The 22,164-nt window shown below is 73.0% G+C and carries 16 protein-coding genes; 3 read left to right on the forward strand and 13 right to left on the reverse strand.

Annotation, left to right across the window (positions count from 1 at the left end; translation table 11 throughout):
- Positions 1-41 precede the first annotated feature (41 nt).
- The 10 genes from M3677_RS02335 to aroA all read right to left on the reverse strand — a co-directional run bounded on the left by M3677_RS02335 (position 42) and on the right by aroA (position 14,469).
- A complete protein-coding gene (locus M3677_RS02335; RefSeq protein WP_251159696.1) occupies positions 42-1,346 on the reverse strand; it encodes an LLM class flavin-dependent oxidoreductase in 1,305 nt (434 codons plus the stop codon).
- Positions 1,347-1,348: 2 nt separating this feature from the next.
- Complete coding sequence (locus M3677_RS02340; RefSeq protein ID WP_251159697.1) at positions 1,349-2,752, reverse strand: O-acetylhomoserine aminocarboxypropyltransferase/cysteine synthase family protein; 1,404 nt, start codon at positions 2,750-2,752, stop codon at positions 1,349-1,351.
- 75 nt (positions 2,753-2,827) lie between these two features.
- Positions 2,828-3,424, reverse strand: a complete 597-nt coding sequence (locus tag M3677_RS02345) for an NUDIX hydrolase (RefSeq protein WP_251159698.1) — start codon at positions 3,422-3,424, stop codon at positions 2,828-2,830.
- 192 nt (positions 3,425-3,616) lie between these two features.
- On the reverse strand, positions 3,617-4,330 hold the full coding sequence (locus M3677_RS02350) for a M50 family metallopeptidase (RefSeq protein WP_251159699.1): 714 nt from the start codon (positions 4,328-4,330) through the stop codon (positions 3,617-3,619).
- Positions 4,331-4,497: 167 nt separating this feature from the next.
- Positions 4,498-6,336: a glutamine--fructose-6-phosphate transaminase (isomerizing) gene (glmS, locus tag M3677_RS02355; protein ID WP_251159700.1), complete on the reverse strand. Its 1,839-nt coding sequence runs from the start codon at positions 6,334-6,336 to the stop codon at positions 4,498-4,500.
- 418 nt (positions 6,337-6,754) lie between these two features.
- A complete protein-coding gene (locus tag M3677_RS02360; protein ID WP_251159701.1) occupies positions 6,755-9,469 on the reverse strand; it encodes a LuxR family transcriptional regulator in 2,715 nt (904 codons plus the stop codon).
- Positions 9,470-9,995: 526 nt separating this feature from the next.
- Entirely contained in the window at positions 9,996-10,781 is a 786-nt protein-coding gene (locus M3677_RS02365) for an inositol monophosphatase family protein (protein WP_251159702.1), read from the reverse strand.
- An 18-nt stretch (positions 10,782-10,799) separates the two neighbouring features.
- Complete coding sequence (locus tag M3677_RS02370; RefSeq protein ID WP_251159703.1) at positions 10,800-11,942, reverse strand: hypothetical protein; 1,143 nt, start codon at positions 11,940-11,942, stop codon at positions 10,800-10,802.
- A gap of 84 nt (positions 11,943-12,026) precedes the next feature.
- The gene (gene rsgA, locus M3677_RS02375; protein ID WP_209682276.1) at positions 12,027-13,085 is read right to left on the reverse strand and encodes a ribosome small subunit-dependent GTPase A; all 1,059 of its coding nucleotides are present in this window, start codon (positions 13,083-13,085) and stop codon (positions 12,027-12,029) included.
- A gap of 4 nt (positions 13,086-13,089) precedes the next feature.
- Positions 13,090-14,469 (reverse strand): 3-phosphoshikimate 1-carboxyvinyltransferase, encoded by a 1,380-nt coding sequence (gene aroA / locus M3677_RS02380; protein ID WP_251159704.1) that lies wholly within the window; start codon positions 14,467-14,469, stop codon positions 13,090-13,092.
- A gap of 135 nt (positions 14,470-14,604) precedes the next feature.
- Between aroA and M3677_RS02385 the strand changes: the two genes are divergently transcribed.
- A complete protein-coding gene (locus M3677_RS02385; protein WP_066658348.1) occupies positions 14,605-15,381 on the forward strand; it encodes a sigma-70 family RNA polymerase sigma factor in 777 nt (258 codons plus the stop codon).
- Complete coding sequence (locus tag M3677_RS02390) at positions 15,378-15,620, forward strand: zf-HC2 domain-containing protein (protein WP_066654764.1); 243 nt, start codon at positions 15,378-15,380, stop codon at positions 15,618-15,620. Before M3677_RS02385 ends, M3677_RS02390 begins: the two co-directional genes overlap by 4 nt.
- A gap of 3 nt (positions 15,621-15,623) precedes the next feature.
- Here M3677_RS02390 and M3677_RS02395 read toward each other — a convergent pair whose 3' ends face one another.
- Positions 15,624-17,042, reverse strand: a complete 1,419-nt coding sequence (locus M3677_RS02395; protein WP_251159705.1) for a LamG-like jellyroll fold domain-containing protein — start codon at positions 17,040-17,042, stop codon at positions 15,624-15,626.
- 46 nt (positions 17,043-17,088) lie between these two features.
- Positions 17,089-17,664 carry a CalY family protein gene (locus M3677_RS02400; RefSeq protein ID WP_251159706.1) on the reverse strand — a complete coding sequence of 192 codons (576 nt, stop codon included), beginning with the start codon at positions 17,662-17,664 and terminating at the stop codon, positions 17,089-17,091.
- A gap of 107 nt (positions 17,665-17,771) precedes the next feature.
- Between M3677_RS02400 and M3677_RS02405 the strand changes: the two genes are divergently transcribed.
- Complete coding sequence (locus M3677_RS02405; RefSeq protein WP_066654762.1) at positions 17,772-18,212, forward strand: GNAT family N-acetyltransferase; 441 nt, start codon at positions 17,772-17,774, stop codon at positions 18,210-18,212.
- Positions 18,213-18,377: 165 nt separating this feature from the next.
- On the opposite strand, the gene M3677_RS02410 is transcribed toward M3677_RS02405, so the two are convergent.
- Positions 18,378-22,124: a multifunctional oxoglutarate decarboxylase/oxoglutarate dehydrogenase thiamine pyrophosphate-binding subunit/dihydrolipoyllysine-residue succinyltransferase subunit gene (locus M3677_RS02410; RefSeq protein WP_251159707.1), complete on the reverse strand. Its 3,747-nt coding sequence runs from the start codon at positions 22,122-22,124 to the stop codon at positions 18,378-18,380.
- Positions 22,125-22,164 lie beyond the last annotated feature (40 nt).

Here is a 22,164-nt window from a genome sequence, read left to right on the forward strand (position 1 = left end):
CAGTCCGACAAGAAGCAGTAGGACCACGCGGTAGGGCCGGGTCAGAAGTCGAACAGGTTCGCCCGCAGGCCGCCGTCGCCGTACTCCCGGCGCAGCAGCCCCCGGCGGCGCAGTGCGGGCACGAGGTCGCCCGTCAGCCGGTACACCTGCGCCGGGTGCAGGTCGCCGGACAGGATGAACCCGTCGTTGTCCGCGTCCGCCCCGAGCTCCTCCACGAAGTCCGCGAACTCCTCGGCCGTCCCGACGAACCCCGCGCGCGCGCTGATCCGCCCGAGCCGGGCCTTCCGGGTCAGGAGTTCCCGGAGGGGCGCGTCCGGCGTGTCCCCGACCAGCCCACGGACCGTGCCCGCGGACACGTGGTCGCCGAAGGTCCCGTCCGGGATCGGTGCGTCCAGGTCGAGGGCGAGCAGATCCGTCTCGGAGTCGCTCGACCACGCGACGGCGGCGGCTCGGAGATCAGCATCCGACGGGTGTCGTGACGCGGCGACGACCCGCTCGGCCTCCTCGACCGAGGGCACCAGGACCGGCTTGAGCACGAACAGCACCCGCAGGTCGTCCGCGCTGCGCCCGGCGTCGGCCGCGGCGGTCAGCACCCGGGACCGGTACGCACGGACCGCCTCGGCCGTCAACGGTGCGAGTGCGAGCTGCACGTCCGAGTGCGTCCCGGCGAACCCGAGCCCGCGTCCGGATCCGCCGGGGGAGACCACGACCGGGTCAGCGTCGAGCGGGAGCGCGTTGAGCGGGCCGTCGGCGGTGAAGTACGCGCCCTCGTGGTGGAATGCGTCGAGTGCGTCGCCGTCGGCGAAGTGCCAGTCCGTCGGGTCCCCGACGTAGCCGTCGCCCCACGAGTGCCAGAGCCGTCGGAGCAGCGTGATCCACTCCTCGGCGCGGTCGTACGCGGCGTCGTGCGGGAGCGGTGCCGCACCGACGTGCCGGGCGCTGCCGGTGTCGGTCACGACGTTCAGCCCGAAGCGGTCCGAGGACAGGTGCGCGAGTGTCGCGGCCTGCCGCGCGGCGAGGTACGGCGGCGTGATGCCGGCGTTCACCGTCGGTGCGATGCCGATGTGCTGCGTCACCGCGAACAGGTACGGCGCGAGCAGCAGCGGGTCGTGCTTCGGACCGCCGTACGCCTGCCGGATCCGCAGGTCGAGGGTCGCCGGACTGCCGAGGGAGATCGCGTCCTCGGCGATCACGAGGTCCATCCCCGCCTGCTCGAGCGCCCGGACGGACTGCTGGTACAGGTCGGGCTCCGTCCAGTCGTGGCCCCAGTCCCAGTCGGACCGTCCCCAGGCCTGCGGGCCGAACCCCCGCGAGAAGAAGTACCCGAAGTGCTGCAGGTCGCCCACCGTCAGACCTCCTGCCCGACGAGGTGGCCCTGCGGGACGGCGCGTGCGAGGGCCGCGACCTCCGTGGCGGGGGCGGGGCGGGCCTCCCGGCCGGCGCCGTCCCGTCCGGTGGCCGCACGGACCGCCGCGAGGCCGCGCTCCACGTCGGCGAGCAGGTCGGTGACGTCCTCGATGCCGACGGACAGCCGGACCAGGCCGTCGCCGATGCCGAGCTCGGCCCGCTCGGCCGCGGTGCGGCCGGCGTGCGTGGTGGTCGCGGGGTGCAGCACGAGCGAGCGCACGTCACCCAGGTGGGTCATCCGACTGATGAGCTGCACCGCGTCGATGAAGGCGCGGGCGGCCGGCTCGCCACCGGCGAGCGTGAAGGCGAAGACCGAGCCGGCCCCACGGGGCAGGTAGCGCTGGGCGAGGTCGTGGTACGGACTGGAGGCGAGCCCCGCGTGGTCGACGCTCGTCACCTCCGGCTGGCGCTCCAGGAAGGACGCGACGGCCAGCGCGTTCGCGACGTGGCGCTCGACGCGGAGCGACAGCGTCTCGATGCCCTGACGCAGCAGGAAGGCGTTGAAGGGCGACGGCGTCGGACCGATCCGTGACGCGACGACGTCACGCGCGTACACCGCGAAGGCCCGGCTGCCGTGGCGCTCGACGTAGCTCTGCCCGCCGAGGGCGCGGTCCGGCGTCGTGAGGTGGGAGAAGCGTTCCGGTATGCGGCCCCAGTCGAAGGTCCCGCCGTCGACGACGAGCCCGCCGAGGCCGGCACCGTGCCCGGAGAGGAACTTCGACGCGGAGTGCACCACGACGTCGGCGCCGTGCTCGACCGGCCGCACCAGGTACGGCGTCGCCAGGGTGTTGTCCACGACGAGCGGCACGCCCGCCCGGTGCGCGGTGTCGGCGACCCCGGCGATGTCGAGGACGTCGTTCTTCGGGTTGGGGATCGTCTCGGCGAAGAAGAGCTTCGTGTTCGGTCGGACCGCGCGGGCCCACGCGTCGAGGTCGCGCTGGTCCGCGACGAAGTCGACCTCGATGCCGAGGCGCGCCAGGTTCTGCAGGAGCAGGCCCTTCGTGCCCTCGTAGATGCTCCGGGCGCTCACGACGTGGTCGCCCGCCTGCAGGAGCCCGAGGAGCGCCACCGTCACCGCCGCCTGGCCGCTGCCGACGAGGATCGCCTCGGCGCTCCGTTCGAGCAGTGCGACGCGGCGCTCGACGTCGGCGTTCGTCGGGTTGCCCAGCCGTGTGTAGGTGTACCCGTCGTCGACACCGGCGAAGCGCTCGCGGGCCTGCTCGAAGTCGTCGAAGAGGAAGCCCGAGGTCATGTGGATCGCGGGGACCCGCGCTCCGTGTGCGGTGTCGGGCAGGAAGCCGCCGTGCACCTGCTCGGTGGCGAAGCCGTGGCCGTCGTTCGACATGGGGTCCTCCTGGCGTGTCCGTCGTGCGGGTACTCTCGCAGGCCGGACGGGCCGGTGGGGCATTGCGGCGTCGGGTTACGGGCCGGCGGTGCCACCCCGAGCGGGAGCGGCCGTGCTCACGTCTGCGTCTGGGTCTGTGTCTGTGTCTGCGTCTGCTCCGGCGAGCAGTGCGGCGAGGCGTCGGGGGAGTCCCGGGGCGATCGGCTCCGGGAGCGCGTCGACCGGGAACCACCGGACGTCCTCGCTCTCGTGGCTCACCGTCGTCCGGGTGGATGGGTCCGCCGTGGCGACGAAGCCGACGTCCCAGTGCGCCGCGCAGGAGAAGCCGCCGTGCAGGTCGTGGCGGTCCAGGTCGGCCACGACGCCGTCGTCGAGCTCGAGACCGACGATGCCGGACTCCTCGCGGGCCTCGCGCCGAGCCGCCCCGGCCAGGTCGGCGTCCCGAGGCTCGAGGTGCCCGCCGAACTGCACCCAGAACCGGCCCTTGCGGTGCAGGCAGAGCAGGACGCGGGACCGATCGGGCGAGAACACGAAGCACGACGCCGTCAGGTGCTCCGTGCCGAGGGAACGGTCGAGTGCAGCGTCCCCGGTGCTGCGGACGAACCCGACGAACCGCTCGCGGTCGGGCGACGGCGCGTCGGTGAGCGCGGCGAGGGCATCGGCGGGGCGCATCCGACGATCGTGGCACGGCGGACGGGTACGTGCACGCGACGAGACGCGTGTCGATCGACGCGTGGGACGGTTCGTGCGCCGGCATCGTGTGCGTGTGCATCGTTCGACACCGCACCGGTCGATCGACGCGTGCGATGTCGCAGGAGCGCGGCCGGGCTGCCGACGCCGGCCCGCCGACGCCTCGGCCCCGGGTCAGAACAGTGTGCGCACCCCGGCGGCGACGGTGTCCCACGTGGCGAGGAGCGGCTCCCGGGCGAGCCACACCGCCACCCCGTTCACCGCCACGAAGAGCACGAACCACAGCACGGCCGGCACCCGCATCTCGGCGGCGGCGATGTGGAAGTCCGTCTGCACCCGGGCGCCGGTCAGCAGCCAGCGGGCGACGTGCACGAGGGACCGCAGACCGTCCACCACGAACGCGGTGCCGACCGCCGCGACGACGAGCACGGTGGCCTCCGACGGCCGGACCGCCACCCACAGCGCGAGCGCGTCGAAGCCGAGCACGACGAGCAGGCCGAACCAGTTCCGCACGAACGCCAGGGCCAGCAGGCCGACGACGGCGAGCACCACCACGGGGAGCCACCGCGACCCCTGGAGCACCCCGGAGACGAGCAGCACCCCGGCCCAGAGCGGCGCGCTGTACCCGGCGAAGAGGTTGAGGACCCGGACCAGCCAGCGGATCGCCGCCGGCACGCGCCCGAGTCGGACCCAGGCCTCGCCGGAGCCGTCGGCGTGCAGGTCGATCCGGTCGATGCGTCCGCCGAACGGCACCACGACGACGCAGTGGCCGACCTCGTGCACGATGGTGGCCGCGATCCGGGCGACCCGGCCGACCAGGGGCACGACGGGCAGGACGGCGCCGACCAGGACGGCGACGAACACGAGGGGCGGGGCTGCTGCGGTCAAGACGCCAGGATGGCAGCACCCACCAAGAGGACGCTGACCGCGCGGGCCGTCGGGTCAGTGGACGGCGTCCACGACGACGAGCACCACCACGACGACCGTCGCGACGACCGCGAGGCCGGTCAGGACGACGAGGAACACCGTCACCCGGTTGCGCTGCACGTGCCTGGCTACTCGACCGTCACCGACCTCGCGGCGGCGCGGGGCTTGTCCACCGCGCAACCGAGCTGCAGCGCGAGTTCACGCGCCAGCATCTGCAGGGGCACGACCGCCTCGACCGGACCCCAGGGTGCGAGCGACCGTCCCCAGGCCAGGTCGGTGGCCTCCGCGCGGTCGGTGATCGCCGGTACGTCGGAGCCCGCACCGCCGATCGTGACGACGAGGCCCCCGCGGGCCCGGACCTCGGCGACGGCGGAGGCGATGCGCGGGTCCCCGTGGTCGACCACCACGACCGGGGTGCCGTCGTCGACGAGCGCGAGCGGACCGTGCTTGAGCTCACCGACGGGGCAGGACCGTGCCCACCGGTAGGCGAGCTCCTCCACCTTCAGCGCACCCTCGGCTGCGTAGGGCAGCCCGGGCCCGCGGCCGACGAACAGGAAGCCGGGCGCGTCACGGACCGTCGCGGCCAGGAGCGGGATGCGCTCAGCTGCGACCGCGGCGGCGGCCGCCATCCGCTCGGGCAGTCCGGAGAGCTCGTCGACCAGGGCTGCGGCGCGGGTCGGCTCGAGCCGGCCCGAGGCGACCAGTGCCGACAGGACCGCGGTCACGCCGACGACCACCTGCGCCGTGAAGGTCTTCGTCGCGGCGAGCCCGACCTCGGGGCCGGTGTGGCAGGCGAGCACCGCGTCGGCTCGGCGGGCGAGGGACGAGTGCACGTCGTCCGTCAGCGCCAGGACCGGGTACCGGTCGTCGAGCCGGTCGAGCGCCCGGAGGACGTCCGCGGTCTCCCCGGACTGGCTGATGGCGACGACGAGGGTGCCGCGACCGAGGACGGCGTGGTCCACCTCGCTCGCGACGACGATGTCGGTGGGCACGCCGCCGAGGGTGCGCGCGGTGCCGGCGACGACCTGGCCGGCGTGCAGCGACGTCCCGCAGGCGACGACGGCGAGCCGCTCGAACGCCGGTAGCCCGAGCCCCGTCCAGGTGCTGCCGTCCGCGGTGCGCTGCCGGACGCGCTCGAGCAGGTCGGCGACGACCCGGGGCTGTTCGGCGATCTCCTTGGCCGTGTGGTCCGGGTGGTCGCCGAGGTCGACGTCGAGCGCGGTCGTGGCGAACGGGGACGGGGTGGGGAAGGGCACGGGCACGGCGATGCCCTCCGACGACCAGCTCCACGCCTCGCCGAGCTCGACGACGTCACCGTCCCGGAGCGGCACGAAGGTCTCGCACCACCGGGCGATGGTGCCGACGTCGCTCGCGACGAAGTCACCCCGTGCCGAGCGTGCGACGACGAGGGGCGACCGGTTCGCGGCGGCGACCATGCGGCCGTCCCGGGCGTCGAGCACGACGATCGCCCAGGAGCCCCGCAGTTGCGCGGTCGCGATCTGCACCGCGAGCACGAGGTCGGGGTCGACGTGGAGTGCACGCTCGACCAGGTGCCCGATGACCTCGGAGTCGACCTCGGACCGGAACACGTGCCCCTGCTGCTCGAGCGTCGCCCGCAACCGTCCCGCGTTCTCGACGGTCCCGTTGTGCACGACGCTGATCCGGCCGGAGCAGTCGGCGTGCGGGTGCGCGTTCTCCTCGCGCACCGTCCCGCAGGTCGCCCAGCGGGTGTGCCCGATCCCGAGCCCGGTCGAGGCGTCCTCTGCCGGTACCGCGGCCGCCCGTGCAGCGAGGTCCGCCCGCAGGTCCGCGACGCGGGACACCGACCGGACCGTGGCGATCCGACCGGCGGCGGTCCGCACCGCGACGCCGACGGAGTCGTACCCCCGGTACTCCAGCCGTTCGAGACCGTCGAGCAGGAAGGGGGTCACGTCGTCGCTGACGCGCGCCGCGATGATGCCGCACATACGGTGTCCGTTCGGGTGGTGGACCGGCCCGGTGCCGGGGAGCGGCACCGACCGCCGCCGGGTCTGCCGCGGGTCCGGGTCCGTCGCCCGGCCGGTCCACCCGCGGATCAGGCGGGGGCGGACCGGGAGGGTCGGCGGTTCGGGTACCGGACGGTCGTGATCCGCGGACGGGCCCTTCCGGGAAGGGCACGACGGTCGGTGCACCACGAGCCTCGCCCGGCGGGTCCGCCGGGACAACACCGCGCAGCGGCTCTTGCGGTTCACCGCGCGAGCGGTGCGACCCGACGTGTCGTCGGTGCGGACTCCCGCAAGCCGGCTCGCGGTCCGACGTCGGGCGTGACGGACGGGAGGCCCGGTACCAGCTGGTACCGGGCCTCCCGTCCGTCGAGCGGTCGCCCTGCGTCCGCGGGTCGCGCGATCAGGTGAGCAGCGCGACGAGGTGCGAGCGCGAGCGCGCCCCGACCTTCCGGTAGATCTGCGTCAGGCGCAGCTCCACGGTGCGCTGGGACATGAACAGCGACGAGGCGATCTCGCGGTTGCGGTAGCCCTCGGTCACCTTCTGCACGACGGCGCGCTCCTCCGCGGTCAGCTGGGTGAGCACCACGGACGCGTCCGGGGCACTCCGCGGCGACCCCGGGACCGGGGCGGACAGCACCGGTCCGGACCGCAGCGACGTCGGCACGCCGAAGGCCGGCATGACCGCCGTCGGCGCGGGCGTCGCCAGCGGTCGTCGCAGACCCGCCGCCTCGTACGCGGCCGCGGCGGCGGCGCCGAGGCGGGGCCGCTCGGCGTCCGTGCCCACCGCCGACAGGGCGGTGAAGGTGCGAGCGCGCTCGTACTGCGAGTCGTGCGGCTGGAACAGCTCGAGGGCTCGTCGACGCGCCGTCTCACGGGTGGCGTCGTCGGCGACGAGCGCCAGGCTGCGGGCCAGCACGAGCGCGCCCCAGCGGGACGGCCGGGCGTGGTGGTCGGCCGCGAGCCGGGCCGTCGCGTTCCGGGCGTCGTCGATCCGGCCGAGGCGCACGTAGCCCTCGACCAGGTCGCCGAGGTGCCGCAGCACGGTCGGGTTGCGCAGCGACCGGCCGACGGCGTCCGCCGCCTCGAGGGCGGTCACCGCCTCGTCGACACGACCGTCGAGCAGCAGCACACGCCCGCGGAGTGCGTGCAGCCGGGCCGTGGTGCCCCAGAGCAGCACCGTGGAGCGGAGCGCCAGGCACCGGTCCACCACCTCGAGCGCCTCGAGCGAACGACCCTCGGCGAAGTGGCGCCACGCGACCGCGACCGCCCGCGACGGCTCGCGGAGCCGCTGCGCGGACAGGGCGCTCCCGGCCTCCCAGGCGTCGATCGCGCGGAGGGCCTGCCGGAAGTTGCCGGAGCGCAGCTCGTTCTCGGCGGACAGGTAGCGGGCTCCCTCGACCCACACGGCCTCGGTGTCCTGCCCGCGGGCGACGACGAGCGCGAAGACGCGACGTGCGCTCCGGTACCGCTCGGCGAGGCTCAGCGCGTGTGCCACGAGTAGGAGTGCCGGTTCGGACATCGACATCAGCCGCGCCGTCGAGAGTCCGTCGTAGAGCTCCGTGTCGGCGGGCAGCGAACCGTCGAGCGCAGCGACGAGGCACTGCACGGCGCCGGCGATCTCCGCGGTGTGCGGGGTGATCACCGGACCGAGCTGCTCGACCCGGGCGAGCAGGTCGCGGGCCTGCTCGAGGTCCCACGTCTCCGCCCGGAAGCTCGCGACCATCGCCAGGAGCCCGGCGGTCGCGGGGGCTTCGGGTGCCTCCGCGTCCACGGGCACGAGGAGCTCGTCCGCGTGCACGGTCTCGCCGCGCAGGTACTGCACGGAGTACAGGACCCGCAGGCGCCGGACCTCGTCCGACCCGCGCCGGAACGGGCGCATCGCGGTGAGGTAGCGCGCGGCGAGCCCGAGCTGACGCTGTGCGAACAGCGCCTCGGTGACGGCGAGCAGTGCCGTCCGCTCGTCCTCACCGCCCGAGCCGACGTGCAGGGCACGCTCGGCCAGGGCGACCGCGGCGTGCGGTGCCCCGTCGGCGACGTAGCCCGCGGCGGCGTCGAGCAGCGCGACCACGTCGGGGACGTCGTCGACGAAGCTCCGGTGCCACGCGGCGGCGCGCGGGTCCGCCTCGGCGCTCGCCGCGGCGAGCTCGCGGTGCAGCGTGCGCCGGGTGCGTGCGGACATCCGCCAGTACAGGGCTGACCGCAGCAGCGGGTCGCGGACCGTGACGGTCTGGCCGCGCACGACGACGAGCCCGGCGTCGGCGAGGTCGTCGACGGCGTCGCGGTCCCATCCGGTCGTCCTGGCGACCGGCACGAGGGACAGCCGGGCGAGGACGTCCAGACCACGTCCCGCGTCGTCGGTGTCGGTGTCGGCGGCACCCTCGACCACGTCGAGGGTCAGCGCCGCGATGGCCTCGGTCGTGGCGGTCGGGCGCAACGGCAGCACGAGCGGCTCGGTGCCGGTCAGCTGGGCGGTCGAGAGCATGTCGAACTGCTCGCGGAGCGCGCCGGGGTTGCCGCCCGTCGCATCGGCGAGGATCGCGAGGACGCCGTCGTTCGCGCCCTCCGGTGCCATCGACCGGGCCAGCGCGAGGGACACGTCGGCGGCCAGCGGTTCGAGCCGCAGCACGGGGAGGGCCGTGAGCGGACCGTCCGACGGCACGGTCCGGACCGTTGCGACCAGACGCAGTGCCGTGCCGGCGAGTCGACCCGCCAGGAACGCGATGAGCTCCTGGCTCTCGCGGTCCATCCGGTCGAGGTCGTCGATCAGGACGACCGTCGGCGGCAGGGTCAGGGTCTGCACGGCCTCGAGGAAGTCGTGCGCGGCGGCGAGCCCGCTCGTCGCGCCACCGGCCTGCAGCAGGTGCGCGATGTGGGCGGTCGCCCGCGGATCGTCGAGTGCGGTGAACAGGGAGGTCACACCGGCCAGGGGCCAGCGGGACTCGCTCCCGTTGACACCGACCCGCACGACGGGGAGGGAGACGCGGTCAGCGACCGCGTCGAGGACGCTGCTGCGCCCGGAACCAGGGTCGCCGACGACGACCATCGCGGACTCACGAGGGAGTACAGCGAGGGTCGCGATCCGGTCGACCTCGAGACGGCGACCGGTGAGTGCCATGACTCACCGGCCTCCGGGTCCGGGGACGGAGACTGCGGTGGGCGTCCGGTCGGCAGCGCGGCGGGAGACCACGGCGACGGACGGGATCCGGTCGGCGGCACGGGCAGGGACCGTGGCGACGGACGGACGCGAGGCGGCGACGGAGCGCACACCAGGGCTGTCGGTGAGATGACGCGGACGACGAGTGAGGGTGCACTCGGTTCCGCCTGGGAACGATGAAGTCATCGTCTGGACCACCCCTCGGGTCAGGGTTTTCGGACGAGTAATGGACGACGGACCCGACACGGTCCGGGTCTAGGGAACCCGGTGCGTCCGATCAGCCGTGAGCACGATAACCCGCCCATCGGACGCCACCGAAGTGCTCGTCAGCAGAGTGTCCGACTCGCCTGGCCCCAGTCCGGGGGGTCCCTGCCCCCGTCCGGGGGTCCGGCACCGTCGGCCGGGCCGCGCGCAGGGGACAAGCGGGGTACACCGCGGCGCAGCGTCCGCCCTGCCCCGGTGTCGCCCGTGTCGGGACGACCAGGGGCTACGGACGCCGGATGACGTCCACGACGGCGTCGTGCACGTGCCCGTTCGTGGCGAGGGCGCTGCCGTGCCACGGGCCCGGGTCGCCGTCGAGCGAGGTGAAGCGGCCGCCCGCCTCCTCGACGATCGGCACGAGGGCCGCGATGTCCCACGGCTTGAGGTCGGGCTCGCCCGCGACGTCGAGGACCCCCTCGGCGACGAGCATGTACGACCACATGTCGCCGTACGCCCGGGTGCGCCAGACCTCGCGGGACAGGGTGACGAGGGCGTCGAGCCGGTCGTCCTCGTCCCACTGCTGGATGCTGTTGTAGCTGAGGCTCGCCTCGGACAGCGCCGTGACGCCGGAGACCCGCAGGGGCCCGTCGGTCGAGTGTGCGCCGAGCCCCTCCGCGGCCCACCAGCGCTTGCCGAGCGCCGGGGCGCTGACGACGCCGAGCACCGGGCGGCCGTCGACGGCGAGGGCGATGAGGGTCGCCCAGACCGGCACGCCCCGCAGGTAGTTCGCGGTGCCGTCGATCGGGTCGACCACCCACTGCCGGTGCCCTTCGCTCAGGGCGTCGGCGCCGGTGTCCGCCGTCGTCTCCTCGCCGAGGAACGCGTCGTCCGGGCGCTCGGCCGCCAGGCGCTCGCGCAGGGCGCGCTCGACCGCCTGGTCGGCGTCCGTGACGTGCGTGCTGTCGGCCTTCGTCGTGACGTGCAGGTCGGCGGCGCGGAACCGCTCGAGGCTGATCGCGTCGGCGGTGTCGGCGAGGGAGCGGGCGAAGTCCAGGTCGGCGCTGAGGTCCACGGAGGTCAGGCTAGCGCCCTAGGCCGCGACGACCTGCTCCTCCTCGTAGCGTGACACCGCGCGCTCGCGCGCGATGCGGGTCCGGCGTGCGGCGAGCCCGTGCACGAGGACGCCGAGCAGCACCGCGACGACCAGCCACAGCACGAGCACGACCACCGACCGGGTCAGCGACGCTCCGGGGAAGTACACGAGGTCCTGCGCGGCGCCGAGCCAGGCCGCGCCGCTCCAGAACGTGTTGAGCGCCGCGAAGAAGCCGGGCTGGAACGACGGCTGGAAGATCCCGCCGGAGCTCGTGAAGTTGAGCATCACGAAGAGCATCGTCAGGATCGGCGTGGTCCACCGCCCGAGCAGCGGGTGCAGCCCGACGCCGAGGGCGACGATGACGGCGTCGTAGAGCCACGCGAACAGGAAGACCTGCCAGCGGTGGTCCGGGATGACGCCGTAGAGCGGTCCGGCGACCAGGACACCGATGCCGGCGACGACCCCGGCGGTGACGGCGCCGACGACGACCGTCCAGAGCGCGCGGAGCTTCGCGGCCGCCGCGGCGACGGCGATCGCCGAGGCGTACCCGCCGACGCTCAGGCCGACGAGCAGGAAGAAGAGTCCCTGGCCGGTCGGGTCCTCGTCACCGGTGGGCACGACGTCGTGCACGGTGAACGGCAGGTGCTGCTCGTACGCGATCGGCAGGAAGACCTTCTGGGCTGCGGTCGCGGTGGTCTCGCTCGCGGCCGTGGAGACGTAGAGCACGGCGCCGTCCGTCCCCGGCGCGTACACGGCGGCGAGGTCGCGGTCCCGGACCTGCCGTTCGGCCTCGGCCGTCGAGCCGACGACGTGCGCGACCAGCCGGCCGTCGGAGCCGTCGGTGACGGTCTGGGCGAACACCTGGGCCTCCGGGCCCTGGCCGACGATGCCGACCGGGAGCTCGTGCGGGGTCGGGGCGTGGAACGCGCCGAGGTAGGCGAGGCTCATCCCGACCGCCAGGAACAGCGGCACGAGGATGTGCGACCCGAAGGACCGCAGCGACCGTCCGAGGTGTTCGGGGTGCAGGACCGCCGCCATCGCCGCCGTGGGGCGGTCGGCTCGCGACGGGTGCTCCGCCGCGTGGTCACCGTGGTGGACCGGTTCGGGTCTGGCTGTGTTGTGTTCTGCAACTTCGGGCACGAGGGGCAACGGTACACCCGCGCCGCACGCGACGGTCACCACGCACGCGACGGTCCCCACGCGCGGGACGACCCCCGCCTCGGGTCAGTCCGCGCCGGGGTCGTCCGCACCCATGCCGGTGAGCAGGGCGCGGAAGGAGTCGAGCCGCTCGACGCCGGTCGCCCCGAGCTCCCCGTCGTGCACGCGGTCGACGATCTCCCAGTCGTGCGCCTGTGCGAGCGGGATGCCGTCGGCGGGCTCGCGCACCGGGACGGCGTGCGCCGCGAAGGCCCGGAAGACGTTCTCCGGCTGCACGTGCCCGAGCCCGAACGACCGGACGCCGGGGGTGTCGATGATCCACCCACCGTCACGGACGCGCAGCGCGATCGAGGACGACGAGGTGTGCCGCCCGCGACCGGTGACCGCGTTGACCACGCCGGTCGCGCGGGTCGAGCCGGTGATGGCGTTCACGAGCGTCGACTTGCCGACGCCGGAGTGCCCGACCGTGACGGTCACCGTGTCGTCGAGCACCTCGTGCAGGGCGTCGAACGGCACGTCGTCCGACCGGCTCGTGACGATCCGGAGGTCCAGGCAGGCGAAGTGCGCCAGGAACGGTGCCGGGTCGGCCAGGTCGGTCTTCGTGATGCAGAGCACCGGGTCCAGGCCGGCGTCGAACGCCGCGACGAGGTACCGGTCGATGAGTCGCGGGCGCGGCTCGGGGTCCGCCGCCGCGACGACGATCAGCATCTGGTCGGCGTTCGCGACGATCACGCGCTCGACCTCGTCGCTGTCGTCCGCGCTCCGTCGGAGCAGGGTCGACCGCTCGGCGACCTTGACGATCCGCGCGAGCGAACCGGCGTCGCCCGAGACGTCCCCGGCGAGCGACACGCGGTCGCCGGTCACGACCGACTTCTTGCCGAGCTCCCGGGCCTTCGTCGCCGTGATCACCCGCTCGTCGTCCTGGCCGGCCGACACCAGCACGCCGAAGCGCCCGCGGTCGACGTTCGTCACCCAGCCGGTCGGGGCGTCGTCGTAGTTCGGACGGGTCTTCGTGCGGGGCCGGTTGCCCTTCGGGTTCGGCCGGATCCGCACCTTCGACTCGTACTGTCCGTACGGCTCGTCCTCGTCGGTGTCGTCCCCGTCGACGTCGTCCCACCAGCTCACGGCGTCACGCTCCCGTCCGGTGGCCCGCAGCCTGGTCCGCACCGGTCGCCACCAGGTCCGCCCAGAGCTCGGGGAACTGCGGCAGCGTCTTCGCCGTGCAGCCGACGTCGTCGACGGCGACGCCGTCGACGACGAGACCGACGAGGGCGCCCGCGGTCGCCATCCGGTGGTCGTCGTACGCGGCCCAGCCACCCCCGTGGAGGCGGGCGGGCGTGATCCGCAGGCCGTCGTCGAGTTCCTGCACCGAGCCTCCCGACCGGTTCACGTCCGCCGCGAGCGCGGCGAGGCGGTCCGTCTCGTGGCCACGCAGGTGGCCGATCCCGGTGATCTCGCTCGGCCCGTCGGCCAGGGCCGACAGCGCGACGAGCGCCGGTGCGAGTTCGCCGCCGCGGGACAGGTCGAGCGTCACACCCGGCAGGGAGGCTCCACCGGCCACCCCGACGCCGCCGTCGAAGACGAGGTCGTCGCCGTCCCGCGTGACGGTCGCGCCCCACAGGGGCAGGAGCGTCTCGAGGTCGGCACCGACCTGCGTGGTGTCGGTCGGCCAGGTGCGGATCCGGACGGTGCCGCCCGCGACGAGCGCAGCCGCCGCGAACGGCGCGGCGTTCGACAGGTCGGGCTCGATGACGACGTCGCGCGCCGCGATCGGGCCCGGGTGCACCACCCACTCGCCGACGGTCGGCTGGTCCACGCGGACACCGCGAGCGCGGAGCGCCGCGACGGTCATGTCGATGTGCGGCAGGCTCGGCAGCCGCTCGCCGACGTGGGTGAGGTGCAGGCCCTCGTCGAAGCGGGGCGCCGACAGCAGCAGCCCGGACACGAACTGCGACGACGCCGACGCGTCGATCTCGAGACGGCCCCCGCGGACCGATCCGGTGCCGGTGAAGGAGAAGGGCATCGCGCCGTCGCCGTCGTCCGTCACGTCGACCCCGAGGTCGGCGAGGGCGCGGATGATCGCGCCCATCGGTCGCCTCCGCGCGTACGGGTCGCCGTCGACCGTCACGGGGCCGGTCGCCAGCGCGGCGAGCGGCGGCAGGAAGCGCATCACGGTGCCGGCCAGCCCGCAGTCGACGGCGACGTCGCCGTGCATCGGCGCGGGTGTGATCCGGAGGTCCGGCCCGTACGGGTTCGGAGCCGTGCCGTCCGCGGGGACGACCTCGTCGATCCCGACGCCGAGCTGCCGGAGCGCGGCGACCATCAGGGCGGAGTCGCGCGAGTGCAGGGGGAGCCGGATGGTCGAGGGGCCGTCGGCCAGCGCCGCGAGGACCAGCTCCCGGTTCGTCAGCGACTTCGAGCCGGGCAGGGCGACGTCGCCGCGCAGGGGTCCGCGGGCGAGGGGTGCGATCCAGGGATCGGGCTGCTGGGAATGCGTCGACTGGGCCATCGGTTCACCAGGGTACTGAACACCGCGGGAGGACCATTGGCGACAGCGACACTCGAACGGTCACGGACGGCACTGCCGACCGTGCGGACGACGATCGACGGCTCGCTCGGCGGGCTCGGCCTAGACTCGTCCGTGATGACGACCGACGAACCGCAGGCAGCACCGCACGACCTGGTCGAGGAGACCGAGGCGCAGCTCGACGCGGTGTCCGAGGAGGCGGACGCCCTCGAGCCCGAGGCCGAACCGGCGGACGAGAAGACCGTGTCCGAGGCCGAACTGCGCTCCCTGTTCGAGGACCAGGCGCTCCCGTTCATGGACCAGCTCTACGGCGCCGCGATGCGGATGACCCGCAACCCGGCCGACGCGTCGGACCTGGTGCAGGAGACCTTCGTCAAGGCGTACGCGGCGTTCCGGCAGTTCCGTCAGGGCACGAACCTCAAGGCGTGGCTCTACCGGATCCTCACGAACACGTTCATCAACACGTACCGCAAGAACCAGCGGAACCCGTACCAGGGCACGATCGACGAGCTCGAGGACTGGCAGCTCGGCGGCGCCGAGAGCGTCACGCAGTCCGTCTCGGCGCGTTCCGCCGAGGCCGACGCGATCGACCACCTGCCGTCCTCGGCCGTGAAGGACGCGCTCCAGTCGATCCCCGAGGACTTCCGGATGGCCGTGTACTTCGCGGACGTCGAGGGCTTCTCCTACCAGGAGATCGCCGACATCATGAAGACCCCCGTGGGGACGGTCATGAGCCGTCTCCACCGTGGACGCCGGCTCCTCCGCGGGCTCCTGGCGGACCACGCACGCGAGACCGGCATCGTCCCGGACGCAGCGTCGACGGCGACGATGCGCGGGCGGGGCCGGAAGACGACTGCGGCCGCTGGTCGCACCGACGGGAAGGACGCACGATGAGCGGCTGCGACTGCTCGAAGGCCAAGGCCGAGCTCGAGGAGTTCCTGCACGACGAGCTCTGCCGCGAGGACGCCGCGGACATCCGCGAGCACATGGAGTCCTGCGAGGACTGCACGAGCGAGCACCGGGTCGGTGTGGTGCTGATGGAGACGGTGAAGCGCGCGTGCGCCGAGACCGCGCCGGACCAGCTCCGGACCGAGATCCTCGCGCGCATCCGCGTGGAGCAGGCGACGCACTAGCGGTCATCTCCCGACCGCGAAGTGCGTGGCGACCGACGTCCACGGCAGTTCTCGGTTGTACACGCGAGCCGTGTCGACCTCGCCGACGAAGTTCGGCTTGGCCTTGTCCGCACCCGGCCAGTCGGCGGTGGACTCGCGTCCGACGCGCCAGTAGCCCTCGTAGGTGAACGGCTTGGTGTTGTCGGAGCGGTCGGCCACTTGGACACCGTCGAGCCAGAGCGCCATGTGCCCGGGCGTGGACGTGCCCACGGCCATGTGCCACCGGCCGTCGTCGACACGCGCGGTCGAGGTGACCGAGCGTCGGGTGGCGTTCCCACTGTCCTGCACGCCGAACGCGAGGGTTCCTTCCGAGGTGATGTACAGACGGCGGTCCTTGAAGCCGGACGCGGCCGTCTGCCCGGAGCCGAAGGACATGATGCTGCCCTGGGCACGGTCTGTTCGGAACCAGATCTCGATGCTGAAGGTCGAGGGCGCCTCGATCTGCGTCGAGCTGGTGGCGCGCGGCGAGTCGGAGGCGTCTTCGAAGCGGAGGGACGGGTTGTCCGCGCACGAGGCGTCGTGACGCTGTGCGTGCCCCGTCATCACCGCGGGCTGCCGCCCGACGTGGTCGACGATGTCCGGACCCGACTTCTCGTCGAAGTCCCACGCCAGCGACGGCCTGTCCAGCATCCCGCGGAAGCACGGGAAGGTCTTCGCCGTCGCTGCCGCCGCCGCTGCCCCGGTGTCCGCCGAGAAGACCGCGCCCGCCCCGGAGCCGGTGCCGACCGCGGCGGCGGTCACGGCGGCGAGGACGGCGAGGAGCGTCGCGGGGACCGTCGAGACCGTCCGCTCCACGACGGGCGGCGGGGTCGCGAGGTCCACACGCGGCGTGCCGCACCCGCCACACGGCGTGCCGTTGCGCATCCCGCGATCGCTCCCGGCGAGGAGCACGAGCGCGATCGCGAGCGCGAGGGTTGCGGCGAGGTGCGCGACGTCGCCTTCGCGGAGCCACGTCGCCGGGAGACCGACCGCGGGGAACCGCAGCAGGGCGACGCCGCGGACCGCTGACGGCGCCACGGCACTCCGGTCGGGTCGCGGGTTGGCGTCGCCGCGGAGGACGAGCATCCCGTCGTCCCGCACCCGGTCGAGACGGTGCAGGCGGAGGCGGCCCGGATGGTCGGGATCGTCGACCAGCAGCACCCGCCCCGGCGTCCGGGCGGAGTCCGGCAGCGGGGCTGCGGCGACGACGTCGCCGACCTGGACCGCCGGGGCCATGGAGCCGCTCACCACCGTCGTCGTCGGCCAGCCGAGGCAGACGGGCACCAGCGCCCAGAGGAGGAGGGCCACAGCCGTGAGGAGCAGGGTCCTGGCGGCGGTGGCGATCCCGAGCGCGACCGCGTCGCTCGTGCAGCGCCGTCGCGTCCGGGTCGTGTCGCGGGGCATCCGTCGTCCTCTCTCAGCTGGTGGTGGTGTTGCTCCGGAGCGGCCGCTACTTCGACTGCGCCTCCCACACGAACGTGGCCGACGCGGAGGTGTCCTGCGCCGAGTTCGGGGTGTCCTCGCCGAGGGTGTACGTGATGCGGTAGACCGTGGCCTCCGTGCCGGTGGTCGGCGTCCAGGAGCCGTAGCCGTCGGCGAACGAGGTGGATGCCTCGAGCGCGCTCAGCGTGTCGGCGAAGACGCCGTCCTGCGCGTTGAAGCCCTGGCAGTCGGCCCCGGTCGCGGTCCCTCGCTCGACGATGAGGTCGAGGTGGTCCGCGGCCCCGTCGTTGACCACGTCCGCGCCGTAGAAGCGGACCAGCGCCGGCTTGGTGGTCGTCGCGGTGACGGTGATGCACTGCTCGCCGGTGTCACCGGGGACGAGGTCACTGACGTCGAACAGGGCGGTGCCCTGGTGGTCGTCGTCGAGCGCGACGGTGCCGGTGCGCCAGTTGTTGCCGGAGTTGTCGGTCGACGCGGAGAACGCGGCGTAGGACGCGCCGGAGATCACGGCGGCGCTGGCGACGAGGGCCAGCGGGACGGCGACGAGAGCGCTGCGGCGGCTGGAACGGGTAGAGAGGTGCATGGAGTCTCCTTCGAGTGGACGAGTCCCATGAAGGATACGAAATATCAAGTGTTTGCACAAGCGTGTGCTCGTCGTCACACGTCGCCGGCGCTGGGTAGGGTCGCCCCATGACCCTCACCGCCGAGTCGATCACCACCTGGTCCGACACGGACGTCGCCGACGTCACCGCCCTCGTCCGTCTGCTCGGGCACGTCGTCGACGAGTCCGCGATGCGCGCACGGCTGGAACGGCTCGTGCCCGAGGCCGGACACCGCACGTGGCTGGTCCGTGGCGACGACGGCCGAGCGGTCGCCGTGGCGGGTGCGCAGGTCACGTGGTCGTACGCGAGCGACGAGCCCACCGCGCAGCTCCTGCTGCTGGTGGTCGACCCGTCGGCCCGGAGGCTCGGGACCGGTTCCGCGCTCATCGACACGTTCGAGACGTGGGCGAGTGAGCAGGGGGCGCACCGGCTGAGCGCCGTGTCGGCCGCCGCGACGGACAGCGCGCACCGGTTCTACCAGAAGCGCGGGTACCACGAGGCCGGGGTCCGCTACACGAAGCTGAAGTAGCGTCGGGCAGCCCCTGGCGCTGCACGTCGGTGCTGCTGCGTGCCGCGTGCGGCCGCCGCTGCTGCCGCCGCCGTCGGTGCGTCTGCGTGCCCGGGAGATGCGCGCCCTGACGAACGATGCGCCCCGTCTCCACGGGGCGCATCGTTCGTCAGGGGGCGCGGCGGATCAGCCGAGTGCCTTGCGGACGACGTCGGCGGCCTCACCCGCGGAACGCTTCGACGAGCCCGTCGCCGGTGCGGCACTCGCCGGGCGCGAGGCCACGGAGAGCGGACGGCCGTCGAGGTGCGGGGACAGGTTCATGCACACGAACGGCCAGGCGCCCTGGTTCTCCGGCTCCTCCTGGGCCCAGACGACCTCGGCCTGCGGGTAGCCCGCGAGCACCCGGAGCAGCTCGTCGAGGGGGAGCGGCGCGAGCTGCTCCAACCGGACGAGGGCGACGTCGGTCGCGCCGGACTTGTCGAGCTCGGCGCGGAGGTCGTGGTGCACCTTGCCCGAGTGCAGCACGACGCGGCGCACCCCGGCCTTGTCGGTCACGCGGTCGTCGTCGAGCACCTCGTGGAAGGAGCCGTTCGTGAAGGCCTCGACCGGGCTCGTCGCCTGGCGGAGGCGGAGCATGGCCTTCGGCGTGAAGACGACGAGCGGCTTCTGCGGGCGCTCCCACGCCTGGCGACGGAGCAGGTGGAACCACGACGCCGGCGTCGAGGGACGCGCGACGATCATGTTGTCCTCGGCGCAGAGCTGCAGGTACCGCTCGATGCGCGCCGAGGAGTGGTCCGGCCCCTGACCCTCGTAGCCGTGGGGGAGCAGGAGCACCAGCCCGGAGCGCTGTCCCCACTTCTGCTCGGCGGACGAGATGAACTCGTCGATGACGGTCTGCGCGCCGTTCGCGAAGTCGCCGAACTGCGCCTCCCACAGCACGAGGGCCTCGGGACGTTCGACCGAGTAGCCGTACTCGAACGCCATCGCCGCGTACTCGCTGAGCAGCGAGTCGTAGATGTACAGGCGGGCCTGGTCCTCGGCGACGTTGGCGAGCGGCAGCCACTCCTGCCCGTTCACCCGGTCGTGGAAGACCGCCTGGCGCTGCACGAAGGTGCCGCGTCGGGCGTCCTGGCCGGCCAGCCGGACGGGCTTGCCCTCGACCAGCACCGAGCCGATCGCCATGAGCTCCGCCATCGCCCAGTCGATGCCGCCGGAGCGGGTCATCTCGGTGCGCTTGGTGAGGAGCTGCTGCAGCTTCGGGTGGATCGAGAAGCCGGCGGGCGGGTTGCTGTGCGCGTCGCCGATGGCCCGGACGAGTTCCTCGGAGATCGCCGTCTCGTGCACCTCGACCTCGGCGTCGTCACGCTGGGCCGTCGGACGCTCGAGACCGTCCACGGCGCCGTCGTCGTCCGTCGTGATGACGGGCATCGTGCCGGTCTGCGCCTCGTGGGTCTCGGCGAAGGCGCGCTCGAGGCGGTCCTGGAAGTCGCGGTGCGCCTCGTCGTACTCCTCCTGCGTGATGTCGCCGCGACCGACGAGGGCCTCGGTGTACAGGGTGCGGACGGAGCGCTTCGCCTCGATGAGGTTGTACATGAGCGGCTGGGTCATCGAGGGGTCGTCGCCCTCGTTGTGGCCGCGGCGGCGGTAGCAGACCAGGTCGATCACGACGTCGCGGTGGAACTCCTCGCGGTACGCGAAGGCGAGCTCGGCGACGCGGGCCACGGCCTCGGGGTCGTCCCCGTTGACGTGGAAGATCGGCGCCTGGATCGTCTTCGCCACGTCGGTGGAGTACACCGAGCTGCGCGCGGACTCCGGAGGCGTGGTGAACCCGACCTGGTTGTTGATGACGAGGTGCACCGTGCCACCCGTGCGGTAGCCGCGGAGCTGCGACATCTGCAGGGTCTCGACGACGACGCCCTGGCCGGCCATGGCCGCGTCGCCGTGCACGAGCACCGGCAGCACGCCGAAGGTGCCGGGCGGGGTGCGGTCCTGCTTGGCGCGCACGATGCCCTCGAGCACGCCGTCGACGGCCTCGAGGTGTGACGGGTTCGCGGCGATCGTGACGGGGATGCTCGAGCCGTCCGACGCGCGGAAGACGCCCTCGGTGCCGACGTGGTACTTCACGTCGCCGGAGCCCTGACCGGACACGGAACCCGGGAGCGACGACCCCTCGAACTCGCGGAAGATCTGCCCGTAGGTCTTGCCGGCGATGTTCGTCAGCACGTTGAGGCGGCCGCGGTGGGCCATGCCGATGGCGACCTCGTCGAGGCCGGCGCCCGCCGCGTGCTGGATGAGGGTGTCGAGGAACGCGATGGTCGACTCGCCGCCCTCGAGCGAGAAGCGCTTCTGGCCGACGTACTTCGTCTGCAGGAAGGTCTCGAACGCCTCGGCCTCGTTGAGCTTGCCGAGGACACGGAGCTGCTCGTCCTTCGACGGCTTCGAGTACGGCACCTCGATGTGGCCCTGCACCCAGCGGCGCTGTTCCGGGTCCTGGACGTGCATGTACTCGACACCGACGGTGCGGCAGTAGGCGTCGCGCAGGATGCCGAGCACGTCGCGCAGGGGTGCCGTCGTGGTGCCGGCGAGGCCGCCCGTGACGAACTCGCGGTCGAGGTCCCAGAACGTCAGCCCGTGGTTCTCGAGCTCGAGGTCGGGGTGGGTGCGCTGCCGGTACTCGAGCGGGTCGATGTCGGCCATCAGGTGCCCGCGCACGCGGAAGCTGTTGATGAGCTCCTGCACGCGCGACGTCTTGTTGACGCGGTGGGCCAGGTCGACGTTGATGTCGTTCGCCCACTGGATGGGCTTGTAGGGGATGCGCAGCGCCGAGAAGATGCCCTCGTAGAACCCGTGCTCGCCGATGAGTCGCTCGTGCACCTTCTTGAGGTACTCGCCCGAGCCGGCGCCCTGGATGACCCGGTGGTCGTAGGTGCTCGTCAGCGTGATCGTCTTGCCGACGCCGAGCTCGACCAGGGTCTTCGTCGCGGAGCCCTGGAACTGCGCCGGGTACTCGAGCGCACCGGCGCCGATGATCGAGCCCTGGCCCTTCGTCAGGCGCGGGACCGAGTGCACGGTGCCGATGCCGCCCGGGTTGGTGAGCGAGATCGTCGTGCCCTGGAAGTCGGCCGGCGTGAGCTTGTTGTCGCGGGCGCGCTTGACGAGGTCCTCGTACGCGGCGAGGAACTGGCCGAAGGTGAGGGTCTCGGCGCGCTTGATGCTCGGGACGAGGAGCGAGCGGGTGCCGTCCTTCTTCGGGACGTCGATCGCGATGCCGAGGTTCACGTGCGCGGGCTCCACCACGAAGGGCTTGCCGTCGCGCTCCTCGTAGAACACGTTCTGGCTCGGGAAGTCCTTGAGCGCCTGCACCATCGCCCACCCGATCAGGTGGGTGAAGGAGATCTTGCCGCCCCGGGCCCGGCGGAGGTGGTTGTTGACGACGATGCGGTTGTCGATCATCAGCTTCGCCGGGATCGTCCGGACGCTGGTCGCGGTCGGGACCGTGAGCGAGGCGTCCATGTTCGAGGCCAGCGTCTTCGCCATGCCCCGGAGCGGGGTCGCCACGTCCTCGTGGGTCTCCTCGTGGTCGTCGGCCTCGTCGTTGGCCTCGGCCGGGATCGGCTGCGGGGTGGGCTGGCGCGAGGTCGTCTTCGCCTGGATCGGACCGGCGGGCTTCGCCTCGCCCGGGGCGTCACCCGTGGCGGGCTGCTGCGTGGTCGACTGCGACGAGGACTGCGCGGGGGCGGGTGCGCTGGGCGTCGAGCCGGCGGCGGAGTCGCCCCCGGTCTGCGAGCGGTGGTAGCTCTCGAGCACGGGCCACCACGACTTGTCGACGGACTCCTTGTCGGCGACGAACTGCTCGTAGAGCTCGTCGACCAGCCACTCGTTCGCCCCGAATTCGCCCGCGGTCTCGTCCGTACCCGTCAGATGGCTCGACACAGCCGATCGCCCACTCTCCGTCGATAGATGCTCGTGTGTG

Origin of the sequence: Curtobacterium sp. P97, from assembly GCF_023712445.1 — a bacterium.
Classification (GTDB): domain Bacteria; phylum Actinomycetota; class Actinomycetes; order Actinomycetales; family Microbacteriaceae; genus Curtobacterium.

Excerpts from the sequence above, each read along its gene's own strand:
- M3677_RS02340 (WP_251159697.1), bottom strand. The coding sequence starts at position 2,752 with ATGTCGAACGACGGCCACGGCTTCGCCACCGAGCAGGTGCACGGCGGC.
- M3677_RS02345 (WP_251159698.1), bottom strand. The coding sequence starts at position 3,424 with ATGCGCCCCGCCGATGCCCTCGCCGCGCTCACCGACGCGCCGTCGCCC.
- glmS (WP_251159700.1), bottom strand. The coding sequence starts at position 6,336 with ATGTGCGGCATCATCGCGGCGCGCGTCAGCGACGACGTGACCCCCTTC.
- M3677_RS02360 (WP_251159701.1), bottom strand. The coding sequence starts at position 9,469 with ATGGCACTCACCGGTCGCCGTCTCGAGGTCGACCGGATCGCGACCCTC.
- aroA (WP_251159704.1), bottom strand. The coding sequence starts at position 14,469 with ATGGCCCAGTCGACGCATTCCCAGCAGCCCGATCCCTGGATCGCACCC.
- M3677_RS02385 (WP_066658348.1), top strand. The coding sequence starts at position 14,605 with ATGACGACCGACGAACCGCAGGCAGCACCGCACGACCTGGTCGAGGAG.
- M3677_RS02390 (WP_066654764.1), top strand. The coding sequence starts at position 15,378 with ATGAGCGGCTGCGACTGCTCGAAGGCCAAGGCCGAGCTCGAGGAGTTC.
- M3677_RS02395 (WP_251159705.1), bottom strand. The coding sequence starts at position 17,042 with ATGCCCCGCGACACGACCCGGACGCGACGGCGCTGCACGAGCGACGCG.
- M3677_RS02400 (WP_251159706.1), bottom strand. The coding sequence starts at position 17,664 with ATGCACCTCTCTACCCGTTCCAGCCGCCGCAGCGCTCTCGTCGCCGTC.
- M3677_RS02405 (WP_066654762.1), top strand. The coding sequence starts at position 17,772 with ATGACCCTCACCGCCGAGTCGATCACCACCTGGTCCGACACGGACGTC.